At 47.0% G+C, this 15,265-nt stretch carries 12 protein-coding genes; 4 read left to right on the plus strand and 8 right to left on the minus strand.

The features are described 5' to 3' along the window. The first annotated feature begins 169 nt into the window (after positions 1 to 169). From NG821_RS06950 to NG821_RS06965, 4 genes are read left to right on the plus strand one after another with little or no spacing between them, the layout of a single operon-like run. Positions 170 to 2,875 carry a calcium-translocating P-type ATPase, PMCA-type gene (locus tag NG821_RS06950; protein ID WP_252760935.1) on the plus strand — a complete coding sequence of 902 codons (2,706 nt, stop codon included), beginning with the start codon at positions 170 to 172 and terminating at the stop codon, positions 2,873 to 2,875. Positions 2,876 to 2,916: 41 nt separating this feature from the next. Next, complete coding sequence (locus tag NG821_RS06955; RefSeq protein WP_252760936.1) at positions 2,917 to 3,555, plus strand: HAD family hydrolase; 639 nt, start codon at positions 2,917 to 2,919, stop codon at positions 3,553 to 3,555. A gap of 12 nt (positions 3,556 to 3,567) precedes the next feature. After that, positions 3,568 to 4,521: a bifunctional riboflavin kinase/FAD synthetase gene (locus NG821_RS06960; protein WP_252760937.1), complete on the plus strand. Its 954-nt coding sequence runs from the start codon at positions 3,568 to 3,570 to the stop codon at positions 4,519 to 4,521. Next, a complete protein-coding gene (locus NG821_RS06965) occupies positions 4,514 to 5,338 on the plus strand; it encodes a CPBP family intramembrane glutamic endopeptidase (RefSeq protein WP_252760938.1) in 825 nt (274 codons plus the stop codon). Before NG821_RS06960 ends, NG821_RS06965 begins: the two co-directional genes overlap by 8 nt. A gap of 188 nt (positions 5,339 to 5,526) precedes the next feature. Here the strand turns inward: NG821_RS06965 and NG821_RS06970 are convergent, their stop codons facing one another. The 8 genes from NG821_RS06970 to NG821_RS07005 all read right to left on the minus strand — a co-directional run bounded on the left by NG821_RS06970 (position 5,527) and on the right by NG821_RS07005 (position 15,228). Next, a complete protein-coding gene (locus NG821_RS06970) occupies positions 5,527 to 6,015 on the minus strand; it encodes a pyruvate ferredoxin oxidoreductase (RefSeq protein ID WP_252760939.1) in 489 nt (162 codons plus the stop codon). Then, positions 6,005 to 6,517, minus strand: a complete 513-nt coding sequence (locus tag NG821_RS06975) for an RNA polymerase sigma factor (RefSeq protein WP_252760940.1) — start codon at positions 6,515 to 6,517, stop codon at positions 6,005 to 6,007. Before NG821_RS06975 ends, NG821_RS06970 begins: the two co-directional genes overlap by 11 nt. A 125-nt stretch (positions 6,518 to 6,642) precedes the next feature. After that, complete coding sequence (gene argB, locus NG821_RS06980) at positions 6,643 to 7,422, minus strand: acetylglutamate kinase (RefSeq protein ID WP_252760941.1); 780 nt, start codon at positions 7,420 to 7,422, stop codon at positions 6,643 to 6,645. 24 nt (positions 7,423 to 7,446) lie between these two features. After that, positions 7,447 to 9,339 carry a biosynthetic arginine decarboxylase gene (gene speA, locus NG821_RS06985; RefSeq protein WP_252760942.1) on the minus strand — a complete coding sequence of 631 codons (1,893 nt, stop codon included), beginning with the start codon at positions 9,337 to 9,339 and terminating at the stop codon, positions 7,447 to 7,449. Positions 9,340 to 9,479: 140 nt separating this feature from the next. Beyond that, positions 9,480 to 10,016, minus strand: a complete 537-nt coding sequence (locus tag NG821_RS06990) for a shikimate kinase (protein WP_252760943.1) — start codon at positions 10,014 to 10,016, stop codon at positions 9,480 to 9,482. 39 nt (positions 10,017 to 10,055) lie between these two features. Next, positions 10,056 to 12,392, minus strand: coding sequence for a type I DNA topoisomerase (gene topA / locus NG821_RS06995; protein WP_252760944.1), 2,337 nt, complete (start codon positions 12,390 to 12,392; stop codon positions 10,056 to 10,058). 857 nt (positions 12,393 to 13,249) lie between these two features. Continuing rightward, positions 13,250 to 13,771, minus strand: a complete 522-nt coding sequence (locus tag NG821_RS07000; protein ID WP_252760945.1) for an NUDIX hydrolase — start codon at positions 13,769 to 13,771, stop codon at positions 13,250 to 13,252. A gap of 26 nt (positions 13,772 to 13,797) precedes the next feature. Further along, positions 13,798 to 15,228 carry a sialate O-acetylesterase gene (locus NG821_RS07005; RefSeq protein WP_252760946.1) on the minus strand — a complete coding sequence of 477 codons (1,431 nt, stop codon included), beginning with the start codon at positions 15,226 to 15,228 and terminating at the stop codon, positions 13,798 to 13,800. Positions 15,229 to 15,265: the final 37 nt, after the last annotated feature.

The following is a 15,265-nucleotide window of genomic DNA, read 5'->3' on the forward strand; positions in this document are numbered from 1 at the left end:
GATCATTTCCGAACTATCGGGAATTGGAAATAAAGCGATGGGATCTTCTGAGCATGATGTCGCAGGACTCTGCCAAGAGAAAGATAAACGTTGATGATGTTAAATCATAAGGATAGCCAGTTCATTCGTTGGATTTTCATTAACTTTGCGCATAATTTAGGTATAGAATATGAACAATAACCAGAAAGACGGGAATTATAATTCCCATGGCCTGACCGACAAGCAAGTTTTGGAGAATCGTGAGAAGTTTGGTAAGAATCTTTTAACCCCTCCTCACAAGGTATCGATGTGGAAACTGTATTTGGATAAATACAAAGATCCTATTATTGAGATATTGCTGGTAGCTGCCGGTATTTCCCTGGTCTTGGGATTCCTTGAGAATGATTTCGTAGAGACGATAGGAATATTTGTAGCTATCTTTTTTGCTACTACCGTAGGCTTCTATTTTGAGCGTGACGCAGCGCATAAGTTTGACCTTCTGACTGCTTTAGGTGAAGAACAACCTGTGAAGGTTCGCCGAAATGGAAAGGTGATGGAGATCCCAAGATATGATGTGGTCGTCGGGGACGTCATTCTGGTTGAAACCGGTGACGAGATCCCTGCAGACGGTAAACTCTTTTTCTCTCAGAACCTGCAGATCAATGAGTCGCAGTTGACCGGAGAACCGGTAGCAGCCAAGTCTGCTGAGGCCGAGGAAGAAAAGGACTCTAAAGATGCTGCAGCTTTCCCAAGAAACGTGATCCTTCGTTCTTCTATGGTGATGAGTGGGAGAGGGGAAGCGATAGTCACGGCTGTAGGAGATGCGACAGAGATCGGAAAAGTTTCCAAACTCACTACTGCTGAAACCTCCGTGAAGACCCCGCTGAACATCCAATTGACCAAGTTGGCTTCTCTGATTTCCAAAATCGGTTCTTTGATTGCCGTTGCCGCCTTTGTCATCTTTCTGGTACATGATATTCTGACAAATCCGGCCTGGGGTTCAAAGGATTATTTCTATCTGGCACAGATTGTTCTGAACTATTTCATGATGGCTGTGACCCTTATTGTAATGGCTGTCCCTGAAGGCTTGCCTATGGCAGTGACCCTCGCTTTAGCCTTGAATATGAGGCGGATGCTGAAGTCGAACAATCTGGTCAGGAAACTCCATGCCTGTGAGACGATGGGAGCCGTGACAGTGATCTGCACAGATAAGACCGGTACCCTTACGGAAAACAAGATGACCGTAGGAGAGATGTACCTTTGTCATCCTGAATCTTCCCGAACGGTCCAGTTGCCCGAAGGTGAAAATGAGAAAGAGTTATTGGTGCATGGCATTGCCGCCAATTCTACGGCGGAGTTGAATGGGAACAAAGGTATCGGAAACCCTACGGAAGTTGCCTTGTTGCTTTGGATGAAAAAAGAAGGCTACGGGTATGAGAACCTCAGAAAGCAAATGAAGGTTGAAGATCAGATGCCTTTCTCAACAGAAAGAAAATATATGGTTACCATTGCCTCTTTCGACAATCACCGTTATGTGTTTGTCAAAGGCGCCCCGGAGCGGATTCTGGCCATGTGTGACCTGAGCGATGCAGAGCGCCAGTCGGCAGGCGAAAGGCTGCTGGGGTATCAGAACCGGGCGATGAGAACACTCGCTTTTGCCTATAAGGAGATTCCTGCAGGGCAATCAGAGGAAGAGCCGTTGGCTACAAGCGTAGACCATTTGCTGGTCCATTTATCCTTACAGGCACTGACTGCAATTTCTGATCCTGTCAGAAAAGATGTGCCTGAGGCTGTGAGAAAATGTCAGGATGCCGGAATAACGGTGAAGATCGTCACCGGTGATACTTCCGCTACTGCTGTAGAAATAGGCAGGCAGATCCACTTGTTTGATGATATCAAACCCGGTACTGATCTGTCTCCATATACGATTACCGGTACTGAGTGGGAGGCGCTGCCGGATGATGAGGCTTTCCAACGTGCCAAAACGCTTCGGGTCATGTCCAGGGCAAGACCTGCTGACAAGCAAAGGCTGGTAGAACTCCTTCAGAAAGGTAAAGAAGTGGTTGCCGTAACGGGCGATGGCACCAATGATGCCCCCGCTCTGCACTATGCTCATGTGGGACTCTCACTTGGGTCCGGTACATCTGTCGCAAAAGCAGCTTCGGATATCACCCTGATCGACGATTCCTTCAGTTCCATCGCCAGTGCAGTGATGTGGGGACGATCGATCTATAAGAACATACAGCGGTTCCTGTTCTTCCAACTGACAGTGAATGTGACGGCATTGCTGCTAGTTTTCGTAGGTTCTGTGGTCAGTACCCAGATGCCGTTGACGGTGACTCAGATCTTATGGGTCAATCTGATTATGGATACCTTTGCAGCCATGGCGCTGGCTTCTCTGCCTCCTTCTCCTGAGGTGTTGAAGGAAAAACCGAGAGATCCCGACAGTTTCATCATTTCCAAACCGATAGGAATAGGTATATTGGCTTGTGGCTTTGTCTTTTCCCTGATGATGTTCCTGTTCCTCCTCTGGTGTGTAAGGCGCGGCCCGGAGAGTGGCGTGAGTGTACACGAGTTGACCTGGTTCTTTACCGCCTTCGTTATGCTCCAGTTCTGGAACCTCTTCAATGCAAAGGCATTGGGAAGCAAGCATTCGGCTTTCTACCAGTTCTTTGCTGATAAAGGAATGCTTTGGGTCTTGCTGATCATCTTGGTAGGGCAGTGGCTGATCGTCACTTTCGGTAGTACGATGTTCCGGACTGAACCGATGTCATTAAAGGAATGGCTGATCATTATCCTTTCGACCTCTGTTGTCCTCTGGGTAGGTGAAATCGGACGTATATTCGAAAGACTGGCTGACAGGATCAAGCGGAGACGTGCCGCTGCCGCTGTATAGAGGAGCAGAGCGATAAAGCGGGAGACATAAACAGTTTAGAAATGAATCAAATTAAGAATATTATCTTTGATATGGGCGGTGTGCTCGTTGGCTTGGATGTCCAGAGGTGTGTGGATGCATTTACAAGTCTCGGTGCAGGGAGCATTGCCCATTATGTCCAGGAACATCTGACGGAAGACCTTTTTCTGGATATAGAGACGGGAGCGATCAATCAGAAACAGTTCTGTGATAAAGTTCGCCTGACTGCGGACATCCAGTGCTCTGACGAGAAAATCGTGTGGGCTTGGAACCAACTGCTGACCGGTATCCCGTCTGCCAAAAAAGCGCATCTCCTGCAACTTCGTCGTCAAGGGTATCATCTCTTCCTGCTCAGCAATACCAATGTCATGCACTGGAATTACTGTGTCAGAGATTTCTTCGATGACGGGAAACATACTGTGAATGATTATTTCGAGAAATGCTTCCTGTCTTATCAGATGCAACTCGTCAAACCGTCTGAAGAAATTTACCGGAGTGTACTGGATCAGACAGGGATTCAACCTTCTGAGACAGTTTTCATAGACGATACGAAAGTGAACCTCGAAGGCGCTGCCAAAGTTGGACTGAAGACATTCCATGATACAAATGAACACAGTTGGCTCGCTCTTTTAGGGAATTTTCTGGAATCGGATAATAGGTAGCGGTCGTTGATAATGGATACAATATATTTAGACAATAATCATCATCTGCAGGCGATGAAACCCTGTGTCGCCACTATCGGCTTTTTCGATGGTGTGCACCGTGGCCATCAGTTTCTGATCAAACAGGTTGTAGATGATGCCCGAAGAGAGGGGCTAGAGTCGTTGGTCATCACTTTTGACCAGCACCCCCGTAAGGTCCTGCAAAGCGATTATCAGCCCCAGTTGTTGAGTACGCTGGACGAGAAACTTGTCCTTCTTTCCAAAACGGAAATAGACCATACTGTCGTACTTCATTTTGATAAAGCGATGGCAAGTTTGTCGGCTTATGACTTTATGGCTCAGGTGCTCAGGGATAAACTGAAAGTCAAGAAACTCTTTATCGGATACGATAACCGTTTCGGACATAACCGTGCAGAAGGCTTTAATGAATATGTGAAATACGGTCAGCAACTCGGCATAGAGGTGTTGAAGAGTACGGCTTTTGTCATGAACGGCGTGAATGTGAGTTCTACAGTCATACGCTCATTGCTCAAAGACGGTGAGGTGGAACTTGCCAATCATTGCCTGGGTTATCCTTACACCCTGTTTGGAAGAGTGGTAAGAGGTTTCCAACAAGGCCGTAAACTGGGTTTCCCTACGGCAAATCTTGACTCAGGGAGTCATGACCAACTCATACCGGCACAAGGCGTATATGCCGTGATGACCAGAATAGAAGGGTCTGTGGTATATATGCGGTCGATGATGGATATCGGGACAAGACCCACCTTTAATGGACGGAATCTGACTTTAGAGGTGAATATCTTTCATTTTGAAGGCGATATTTATGGTAAGAAATTGTTCGTCAGTTTAATGCACAGGATTCGTGAAGACAAGAAATTCCCTAGCGTGAAAGCGTTGCAGGATCAACTCTTTGAGGATCGTAGAATGGTCAATGAACAATTTGATAAAGATTTAGAAAATGAGTAAGACTACAAGAGGAATCTTAAATGTCGTAGAGTTTGTTGTTGTCTTCTTTCTGATCCAAGTGATCGTTGAGATGGCAGGAGCTGAAATAGTTGCCCACAACAGTCATCTGACTTTCCAGCAGGTGATATCAGGTATCACGGCGGGGCATCAGGGGGCGCTCATCGCCATCACTACTGCCCTCAGCAGTGTCATCACCATCGTCCTCTTCTCTTGCCTGAAATGGGCGCCGGTATCACGTACTTACCTACAGTCAAAGCCATGGGGGGTGATGATCTGGGTGGTTATGCTGACCTTGGGTACAATCCTGCCCGCCGAATGGCTGGATGAGAAATTGAATCTGGTGATGCCCGAGAACTACGGTCAACTCTTTGACAGTGTGATGAAGAATCCTTGGGGCTATGTCGCCATCGGTATCTTTGCGCCTCTTGCAGAAGAGATGGTGTTCAGAGGCGGGGTCCTCCGCGTCTTGCTCAAACTGTTTCATCAGAAATGGCACTGGATTGCCATAGCCCTCTCTGCTCTGGTCTTTGCTGCAGTGCATGGGAATATCGCTCAGGGCGTACACGCCTTTGTCATTGGGCTCTTCTTGGGATGGATGTATTATCGTACGGACAGCATTATTCCGGGAATCATCCTGCATTGGGTGAACAATACAGTAGCTTATTTCATGTTCAATCTCATGCCTTGGATGGCTGACGGCAAACTGATAGACTTGTTCCATGGGAACGAGCGATTGATGGTGGAAGGCATTGTATTCTCCTTCTGCATCCTTGTTCCAAGTATTTATCAGTTGTATATCCGATTGAAGAAAGCTTGACCGATTGAAGAAAGCATTTTCAATTGGCGGAAGCATAAGAAAAAGATGAAGGGCTGTCAGTCATTTGACCGGCAGCCCTTTTTCTACGTTAGTATGTTATGAAAAATTTGAGAGAAATGAAACTTCACAGTTTCAAGAGATGTTGTTTTAACTAAACATGATATTTATAGAGAAAGCATAGAAAAATTCTATTTGAGTATCGTACCTGCGGGAGTGGGGGATGTCGGAACGACATTGCTTTGCTGTACGCTGTCGATAACCGCTGTATCCAATCCCATTGCGACAGAAGCTCCCTTTACGGATTTGAGGCCTGTCGTGTTTGCTGCCGGTTTGTCGGCTTCCCTGAAAGGTACCTGAGCTGCATTGCCCAGTGTCAGTAATATGGCTACGATGGCAGCCGCTTTGAAGAGGGGCATCAGGCGCTGGTGCATCGTGATCACGCGTGCTTTTACCGTCCTTGGACCCTCCGTCTTCGACAATACTTTCTCATCGAAATCTTCTCCTAGAACGTCTTTCTTCGTCTCATCCTGCATATAGCAGAAGAGTGTCTGATAGGGTTGTAGTTCTACGGGAACATCTTTCTGGCTGAAGAACGCGCGGAGAATTTCCTCTTCTTCAAGAGTAGTTTCGCCTTTCCAATAGCGTTCCAAAAGTTGATTAATGTACTTATAGTCCATATTTGTCGAGTTCCTGATATTTTCTTTTAATAAATTGACGTGCACGGAAGATATTGACTTTTACTTGTTCCTCCGTTATGCCCATGATTGTGGCAATTTCCTTGTAAGGTTTCCCTTCAAAATCTCGGAGCTGTATGCAGGTCCGTTGCTTTTCCGAGAGTTGGTCGATGAGTTGTCTCACACTCTTGATCCGGTCTATCCGGATCATTTCCTCTGAAGGATCTGAAGACAAGTCTGCTTGCTCGCTGAACCTGTCGTCAAGAGAGGCCGTCTGATTTTCGCGTCGCTTGTGGCGGTCGAAAGAAAGATTCCTGGTGATCGTGTAGCAATAGGACTCAATAGATTCTATTTCTTCCCATTTATCCCGATTGTTCCAGACTTTGATCAGCGTATCTTGGACGATGTCTTCCGCTTCTTCTCTGTTGAGAGTAATGCGCAATGCCAGTCTGAAGAGTTGATTCTTCAGCGGCAACACATCGTTACGAAAGCTAATCTTTTTCATCCTCTCTGAATAAATGACGACTCAGTTATCTGAAAGTTACAGTAAAGCGGAATTTTCTCTCAGATTTAATATTGGTTAACAATCCCGGCATCTTGAGGCGGGAACAATGAAGTCAGCAAAGGGTCTTATGACCTGATTACTGTTCCCTTCCGGCCATCTAACGCAGAATACTTGGTGATAATCACTTCCTTGACGCCTTTGTCCACTGCTTCGAGCGCATTCTGGAGTTTGGGAACCATTCCTTTTGCGACTGTCCCTTCTGCTGCATACCGGTCAAAAGCGGCTCTGTTGATAACCGGAATGACGCTGTCATTGTCGTCAGGATTGCTGAGGACACCGTTCTTTTCAAAACTGTAGATCAGTGTGACTTCTTCCAAGCGAGACAGCGCTTTGGCTGTTTCGGCCGCTATCGTATCGGCATTTGTATTCAACAGTTGACCTTTGCCATCGCAGGTAATGGGAGCGATGACAGGCACGATGTCCTGCCGGATGAGCGCCTGAAGGCTATAGCCGTTTACGGTGTCTATATCCCCTACAAAACCGAAATCTATGCCTTTGACCAACGGGCGTCGGTGACTGCGGATCACATCCATGTCTGCACCGGTCAAACCGAGTGCATTGACACCCTTTGACTGTAACTGTGCCACTAAGTTCTTGTTGATCAGACCACCATAGACCATCGTGACGATGCGCAGCATGTCCGCATCCGTAATGCGGCGGCCTTCAACCATCTTACTTTGGATACCCAAAGCGGAAGCAATTTTGGTAGCGCTCCTGCCTCCCCCATGGACTAACAACTTATGTCCGGGAATAGCTGTGAAGGCAGTCAGGAACTCTTCCAGTTTGGTGCTGTCTTCGACTACGGCTCCTCCAACTTTTACGATTGTCAGATGTTCTTTATTCATATCTTTCCATCTTTTAGAAGATTTTCAGTCCAGATAAGTATAGCCATAGAGTCCACTACGGTAATTATTGAGAAATTCTTTGCCTTCTTTGAGGGAGATCTTGTTCTCCTTCATACTTTTGGTGACCCACTGCTCCAACTGCCGGACGAGTTTTTTGGGATTATACTGAACGTATCCGAGAACGTCTGAGACAGTCTCGCCGTCATAGATCTGGTCGATGCTATAATGGCCGTCCTTTACAGTGATATGGGCAGCATTGGTATCTCCGAAGAGATTGTGCATATCCCCCAATATCTCTTGATACGCTCCTACCAGAAAGACGCCGAGATAATAGGGTTCACCTTTCTTCAAGGCATGCAAAGGAAGGACATTGGAGATATGGTCATTGCTGACAAAGTTGGCTATCTTTCCGTCGCTGTCACAGGTAATATCTTGAATGGTGGCATTGCGGGTGGGCTTTTCATTGAGTCGCTCGATAGGCATGATCGGGAAGAGTTGGTCGATGGCCCAACTGTCGGGAAGACTTTGGAAGAGGGAGAAATTACAGAAGTATTTGTCAGCTAAGATCTTGTCGAATCCTCGGAGTTCGTCGGGCACATGCTTCATGGTCTTGGCCATATTGTTGATCTCATGGCAGACGCTCCAGTACATACTCTCTATTTCTGCCCTTGTCTTCAGGTTGATGATCCCGTGGGTAAAGAGTTCTAGGGCTTCATCCCTGATCTGTTCGGCATCGTGCCAGTCTTCCAGCATGGAATGTGAATTCAGGTTATCCCAGATGTCGTACAAGTCCTTGACCAGTTGGTGATCCGTTTCCTTCGCTTCAAACTCTTCCGGCATTTCCGGCAGGGAAGCTGTTTCCAGAACATTGATGACGAGTACGGAGTGGTGGGCAGCGAGACTGCGACCACTTTCCGTGATGATGTTCGGGTGGGCGATCTGGTTCTTGTTGGCAGCTTCCACGAAGGTGTAGACACAGTCGTTGACATATTCCTGAATGGAGTAGTTGACAGAACTTTCGCTGCTTGAACTTCTCGTGCCGTCATAATCGACACCCAGTCCACCGCCACAGTCCACGAAATCCACGTCATAGCCCATCTGGTGCAGGTTGACATAGAATTGTGCAGCTTCTTGAAGCGCATCTTGGATACGGCGGATGCGGGTGATCTGACTGCCGATATGGAAATGGATGAGCCTCAGACAGTCGTGCAGTCCCATATCATCGAGTTTCTTGAGAGCGTCCAGAATCTCTGAAGAAGTCAGTCCGAATTTAGAAGCATCACCGCCACTCTCTTCCCATTTCCCTGAACCGGTAGATGCGAGTTTGATGCGGATGCCCAGATTCGGCTTGACGTCAAGTTCCTTAGCCACCTTGGCTATAATATCGAGTTCGTTCAGTTTCTCTACGACGATGAAGATGCGTTTGCCCATCTTTTGGGCAAGCATGGCCATTTCGATATAACTCTGGTCTTTGTAGCCGTTGCAGATGATCAGGGAATCACTTTGGCATTGCACGGCAATGACAGCATGCAATTCTGGTTTAGAACCGGCTTCCAGTCCCAGATTGAACTTTTGACCGTGAGAGATGATCTCTTCGACGACAGGTTGCATTTGGTTGACTTTGATCGGATAGATAATAAAGTTCTGTCCTTTAAAGTCGTATTCTTTTTTCGATTTTGCGAAACAGTTGGCAAATTTTTCGATGCGGCTGTCCAGTATATCAGGAAACCGGAGGAGTACAGGTGCCGTGACATCGCGCAGTGCCAGTTCGTTCATCACTTCCCGCAGGTCTATCTGCGTGCCGTCTTTACAAGGAGTTACATAGACATCTCCTTTTTCGTTGATACCGAAGTAAGAGGTTCCCCAGCCTTTGATGTTGTAGAGTTCCTCTGAGTCTTCAATCGTCCACTTTTTCATTATTTATACAGAGAAGGTTTTTAAATCAGATTTGCTGATTTTGATACTATTAAATGATATATACCGGTAAAATCCCTGTCAATCTTCTACAGATTCTGACGGATCCCGCCCTCAAAGGGTGTCTTCAGGATAGTTCCCTGCTATTTTGTTTCTATTCCGATCAACTTTTTCAACTGGTCAACAGTTGTTTTGATCTTTTCGTAATTATTCATTAGATTCACGTCCAGCGTATATTTAGCCTTCAGGTAGAAAGGCTCACGCTCTGCAAGTTGTTGCTTTATAAAGACCTGTACTTCTTCCGGTGTCTTGTTCAGCAAGAGCGGACGAACAGTCTTTCCCATCTTCAAGTGTCCGTAAAGGACTTCAGGGGTTGCCTTAAGGTAGACGGTTTCCCCTTGTCGGTTCAAATAGTCCATATTGTCGAAGAAGCAAGGCGTGCCGCCCCCACAACTGAGGATGACATTATCGAATTCCGCCACTTCGTGGAGCATGTTGTATTCGATCTGGCGGAAACCGGCCTCGCCCTGTTCGTCAAAGAGTTGTTTGACCGTCTTCCTCATCCTGCTCTCAATGTACCAGTCCAGATCGTAGAATTGACGGTTCAGTTGACCGGCAAGTGCTTTTCCTACTGTTGTCTTGCCGGCACCCATGTACCCGATAATGATGATTCTTTTCATTTGCCTGCCCTGATCTTCTTTGCAATCTTCGAATGGCATTTATTTCCGGACTTTCCTGGTTCTCGTGCGGGGTTCAGGCGCATTCTTGATGATCTCCATACATTGATCGGAGGTCAGTTCTGCAGCCTGGTCATGCATCGTCTTAGGGATGCGGTAGTTCTTTCCTTCGTATGAGATATAGGGGCCATAGCGGCCGTTGAGCACTTCCAAGTCTGGAATATCATCGAAAGATTTGAGATGGCGCTTTTTCTCGGCTTCTCTTTTAGCTTCAATGAGTTGGATAGCCGTATCGAGGGTCATGGTCAAAGGATCGTCAGTCTTTGGAATGGAGACATATTTCTTGTTGTGAAGGATATAAGGTCCGAAACGGCCAGCACCGATGGTGACAGGAGTACCTTCATAATCACCTACCTCACGCGGCAGTTTGAAGAGTTTTAGCGCTTCTTCAAGTGTGAGTGTTTCCATACTCTTGTCTTTGGGGATCTGGGAGAAACGGGGTTTCTCTTTATCTTCCGCAGAGCCTATCTGCACGACAGGACCATAGCGGCCGATTTTGACAAAGACAGGTTTCCCGCTTTTCGGATCTACGCCTAATTGCCGTTCTCCGGCTTTGTGCTCATTTCTGGCATTCATGACTTCCGTGACGGTAGGCTCAAATTTCTTGTCGAAGTCCTTCATCATCGTATGCCATTCTTCTTTGCCGTCAGCGATACGGTCAAACTGTTGTTCCACTTTAGCCGTGAAATTATAATCCATGATGTCCGGGAAGTTCTTCATCAGAAAATCATTGACGACGATGCCTACATCAGTAGGAACGAGTTTGCCTTTTTCTGACCCGGTCATCTCTGTCTTTTTCCTTTGTGTGATTTGCAGGCCTTTCAGGGTGTCAATGGTATAACTGCGTTCCTTGCCCGGCTGATCGCCTTTCTGTACGTATCCGCGTTGCTGGATAGTAGAGATGGTCGGTGCATAGGTGGAAGGTCTGCCGATACCCAGTTCCTCAAGTTTCTTGACCAAGGAGGCTTCTGTATAGCGTAGCGGTGCCTGGGAGAAACGCTGGGTGGCTGCAATCTCACGACGCTCCAACTGATCACCGGTCTTCATGACCGGCAGGCTGTGAACGAAATCTTCGGCATTGCTGTCTTCATCATCAGTAGACTCATGATAAACTTTCAAGAACCCGTCGAAAGCGACGACTTCTCCATTGGCGACAAATTTCTCACTTGTATTGCTGATCGCAATCCCTGCTGTCGTCTTCTCGATCTTGGCATCTGCCATCTGCGAGGCTGCCGTACGTTTCCAGATCAAGTCGTAGAGGCGGCGTTCCTGTGAGGTGCCTTCTATTTCTGTCTTACTCATGAAAGTCGGTCGGATAGCCTCATGAGCTTCCTGCGCGCCTTTGGAATGAGTGACGTAATTGCGGGGCTTGCTGTATTCTTTCCCATAGAGTTTGATGATCTCGTCCTTACTGGTGTTAATGGCCAGGCTGGAGAGATTGACACTATCGGTTCGCATGTAGGTGATCTGTCCGCTTTCATACAACCGCTGGGCGACCATCATCGTCTGACTGACAGTAAAACCGAGTTTTCTGGCAGCTTCCTGTTGAAGGGTGGAAGTTGTGAAAGGTGGTGCCGGCGTACGTTTCAGGGGTTTCTTGGAAACGTTTTCTACGGTGAAAGCAGCCTCTTTACACAGGTTCAGGAATTTTATGACTTCGTCATAACTCTTGAAACGCTTGTTCAGTTCGGCTTTTACTTCGGAAGCGCTGCCGTCCTGACTGATATGCGCAAAGATCGCATTGACGCGGTAATAAGGTTCCGACTGAAACTTCTGAATCTCCCGTTCGCGTTCTACGATCAACTTTACCGCAACACTCTGTACACGACCTGCACTCAGTGCCGGCTTCACCTTTCTCCAAAGTACGGGTGAGAGTTTGAAACCGACCAAGCGGTCGAGGACACGACGAGCCTGCTGGGCGTTGACCAGATTCATATCCAAATGCCGAGGGTGTCGGATAGCTTCGATGATGGCAGGTTTGGTAATTTCATGGAACACGATGCGGCTGGTCTTGGCTTCGTTCAGCCCCAGGACTTCACAGAGGTGCCATGAGATGGCTTCTCCTTCGCGATCCTCATCAGATGCCAACCAAACTTTTTTGGCATTCTTGACGTTGGCTTTCAGGTCTGCTACCAGTTTCTTCTTTTCCGGTGGAATCTCATAGGTAGGATCCATCGTATTCTTGTTTATACTGAGTTCTTTTTTCTTAAGGTCCCGGATATGGCCATAAGAGGACATTACCTTATAGTCTTTTCCTAAAAACTTTTCGATGGTCCGGGCCTTGGCAGGACTTTCGACGATAACCAGATTTTCTTGCATATCTCGCTCTTTATTGGTTTTTAAAGGCTGTGCGGGTAGTGGGCCTGAATGACCTTTACACTCACCTTACCTCTATCTTAACCGTCTTTCCTTCAGAAAAGAATTCAGAATGACCGGCATGATTATCACCGGTTTACCCTCTATTGAAATCAAAAGGTTGTCTTGAACAGTCTTGAATAGAAGTCAGTTGCGGACACAGTTTATTTGGGCGCAAAAGTAAGCAAAGTTTTGGCTTATACCTTATTGTATAAGATTATTTTTCTGTTTTTTAATGTTTTTAGGTGTAATTTATAGCATTTAACTTTTTGTAAGGGAAAGGTAATGTCCGCAGGATTCTGTCTGTAAACAGATGGATTTGGTCTTCTCTTTTCAAGGTCTAGGCAGCAGAGTCTGTTTCTCAAACCTGACAGACCGGATGCAATTCACTATTCATACGCCCTTGAAAGCGGCATGACCGTCATAGCGACCATGGTCTCCAGTCGTGAGACCGGTGGTCTATGGCATCTTTATTTGCTTTTCCGAGTCGTTCCGCTGCCTGCTGCTAACCGGCACTATAACGATATGTTCAGTCTTACATCGGTTTGGAACCCCGGGCCTTTTAGGTTTTGAGCACCTTGTTCCATAGGTATATGAAGACTGTTCCCAAGGTTATATGAAGAAGGTTCCCAAAGGTATAGGAACGTGTGTACCATGGGTAGATAACGGGATGTCCTTAGGTTTGGAACAGATGTTGATACGATACAGTAGGCCTTGTCTTATAGGCGATACCGGTATCCACCATCAAGTTGACTTGATGAGGTAAACGATGAAATAAAGAAGTGAAAATATTCGGTGATGGATAGAATGTTTGCCTAAGGTTATTCCGGGTTTTTCAGGAATCGGTCTACACCCCTTCTGATGGACTGAAGTCCGAACTTCTCAGTTTGCAGATCTGTCAGAGAGACCCACATCAGTTCGGCTGCATCGTCATTGGCTTGTGCCTTTTGGTAGTCGTCGACCGTGCATCTGAAAAAGAAGTCGAGGGTGGAAATATCCATCCCTGAATAATGATAGATATTAGGCAAACTGAAAAGATACCGGGCTGAAGTAATCTTCAATCCGGTTTCTTCCTTGATCTCACGTGCTATCCCTTCTTCTGCCGTTTCCCCGATATCTGTAAATCCTCCGGGAAGGTCCAGCGTGCCTTTTTGCGGATCACGTCCTCTCTTTTCGACGAGGATTTCGCCTTTTTCATTAATGATAAAAGCTGCAGTTGCGGCACTCGGATTAAGGAAATACTCAAATCCACAGTCCCGGCACTTTTTGCTTTTTCCGTCCTGAATATTGAAACGGTCAGAGCCACATACGGGGCAGAATTTGAATTTGTCTAAAGGATGCATGTTGTGTTAGAATTTTGAAGGACGGATTACCAGTTGTCTGTTCTGAAAGGGAACAAGGGGAGGAGGGCGCCATTTTTGACATTGCCGTACCCCCAGTTACGGAAAGCATAGCGGACAGCTACAGGAGCCTTGACTTCCGGACAGGTGAGGATGATCCCCTTAGTCCAATAATAAGTTGCATGTGCCGGATGGAATATCCGATCAGATCCTGCCATCTCGAAGCCCTGCAAGTCTTCATAGCGGCTGATCGCTCCGTAATCATTCTGAAGATGGACATAGCAGGTGTCATGACTGATCTTCATGGATTTGAATTCCGGGCTGTCACACCAAATAGCTTTCATCCCGTACGTCTTGTTCAGGGCTTGAAATGCCAGTCTTTCTCCCACCGGTTTCTTTTGGCAGGGATGGATCTGCTGACTCTCGTAAGGATAGACACAGTCGTCAATGCATACGATTCCACTGTTAGGTATGACCTTGGAGGCTTTCCATTGCGCTTCACGGAGTTTTGCACCGGCGTCCCCTTTGGGATCACCATAGTAATAGGGGGCAATCTGTACATAGTAGAAGGGGATGTTGTCGGCACGGAAATCCCGGCGCCATTGGCTGACGAGGATCTCAAGCAGATGGGTATATTGCTCGGGAGAACTCCCTACGTTGGAGCATCCTTGATAGAACAGTATCCCCTTTACAGTATAGTTCAGGATAGGCGAAAATGTACCGTTTCCCCATACGAGAGGCCGAAGATAGTCGTTCTTGGAGTATTTGCGGACATTGGTCATCGAATCCAGACTCTCGCTGGTGTATTTCTTCAGGTTGGAGGCATCCAACCAACTCTCCACGCGGGTACCTCCTTTATTTGCCATGATCAGTCCCACTGGTTCTTTCAAAGTTTTATTGAGAACTTTAGCAAAAAAGTACCCTACTGCCGAACAATCTGCGACCGTATTAGGGGAGATCGTTGCCCATGAACAGTTGGCATCTTCCAGAGGTTTCATGCTCATCACGCTCGGAATCTTGACATAGTGAATGCCCTTGTTCTCGGATGCTTCCACTACAGCTTGGTTGTAGCCTTCTACAGGACAGTTGTCAAATCCTTTGAGCGTAATCTCCATATTGCTCTGGCCGGCACAGACCCACACTTCTCCTGAAAGAACATCGTGTAGGGTAGTTGTTTCCCCATCGTTGAAAGTGATGGAGAGTGGGGTATAACTTGCCGGCGGTGTCTTTACTGTCAGAGACCATTTTCCGTCTTTGCCGGTTTTTGCCGTATAGTTCATGGAACTCCAGGATACTGAGACCTGAATGCTTTTTCCCGGTGTGTCCCATCCCCAGAGGCGGGCGTCTGTCTGTTGCTGGAGGATCATACCGTCTCCTAACAAGTGGGGGAGTTTGACCTTCGCCTTTGCTCCCGTCATCATCGTGACGAGAGCAATTGCCAATAGTGTTCGTTTGTTCATGATAGTTATATTAGGTCTGGCATGCTGATAGCGGATG

It is taken from the genome of Segatella cerevisiae, assembly GCF_024054555.1.
Classification (GTDB): Bacteria; Bacteroidota; Bacteroidia; order Bacteroidales; family Bacteroidaceae; genus Prevotella; species Prevotella cerevisiae.

What these genes read in the sequence shown, in the direction of transcription:
- NG821_RS06990 (WP_252760943.1), bottom strand. Translation starts at nt 10,016, where the DNA reads ATGAAAAGAATCATCATTATCGGGTACATGGGTGCCGGCAAGACAACA.
- argB (WP_252760941.1), bottom strand. Translation starts at nt 7,422, where the DNA reads ATGAATAAAGAACATCTGACAATCGTAAAAGTTGGAGGAGCCGTAGTC.
- speA (WP_252760942.1), bottom strand. Translation starts at nt 9,339, where the DNA reads ATGAAAAAGTGGACGATTGAAGACTCAGAGGAACTCTACAACATCAAA.
- NG821_RS06950 (WP_252760935.1), top strand. Translation starts at nt 170, where the DNA reads ATGAACAATAACCAGAAAGACGGGAATTATAATTCCCATGGCCTGACC.
- NG821_RS06975 (WP_252760940.1), bottom strand. Translation starts at nt 6,517, where the DNA reads ATGAAAAAGATTAGCTTTCGTAACGATGTGTTGCCGCTGAAGAATCAA.
- NG821_RS06960 (WP_252760937.1), top strand. Translation starts at nt 3,568, where the DNA reads ATGGATACAATATATTTAGACAATAATCATCATCTGCAGGCGATGAAA.
- NG821_RS07000 (WP_252760945.1), bottom strand. Translation starts at nt 13,771, where the DNA reads ATGCATCCTTTAGACAAATTCAAATTCTGCCCCGTATGTGGCTCTGAC.
- NG821_RS06965 (WP_252760938.1), top strand. Translation starts at nt 4,514, where the DNA reads ATGAGTAAGACTACAAGAGGAATCTTAAATGTCGTAGAGTTTGTTGTT.
- NG821_RS06970 (WP_252760939.1), bottom strand. Translation starts at nt 6,015, where the DNA reads ATGGACTATAAGTACATTAATCAACTTTTGGAACGCTATTGGAAAGGC.
- topA (WP_252760944.1), bottom strand. Translation starts at nt 12,392, where the DNA reads ATGCAAGAAAATCTGGTTATCGTCGAAAGTCCTGCCAAGGCCCGGACC.
- NG821_RS06955 (WP_252760936.1), top strand. Translation starts at nt 2,917, where the DNA reads ATGAATCAAATTAAGAATATTATCTTTGATATGGGCGGTGTGCTCGTT.
- NG821_RS07005 (WP_252760946.1), bottom strand. Translation starts at nt 15,228, where the DNA reads ATGAACAAACGAACACTATTGGCAATTGCTCTCGTCACGATGATGACG.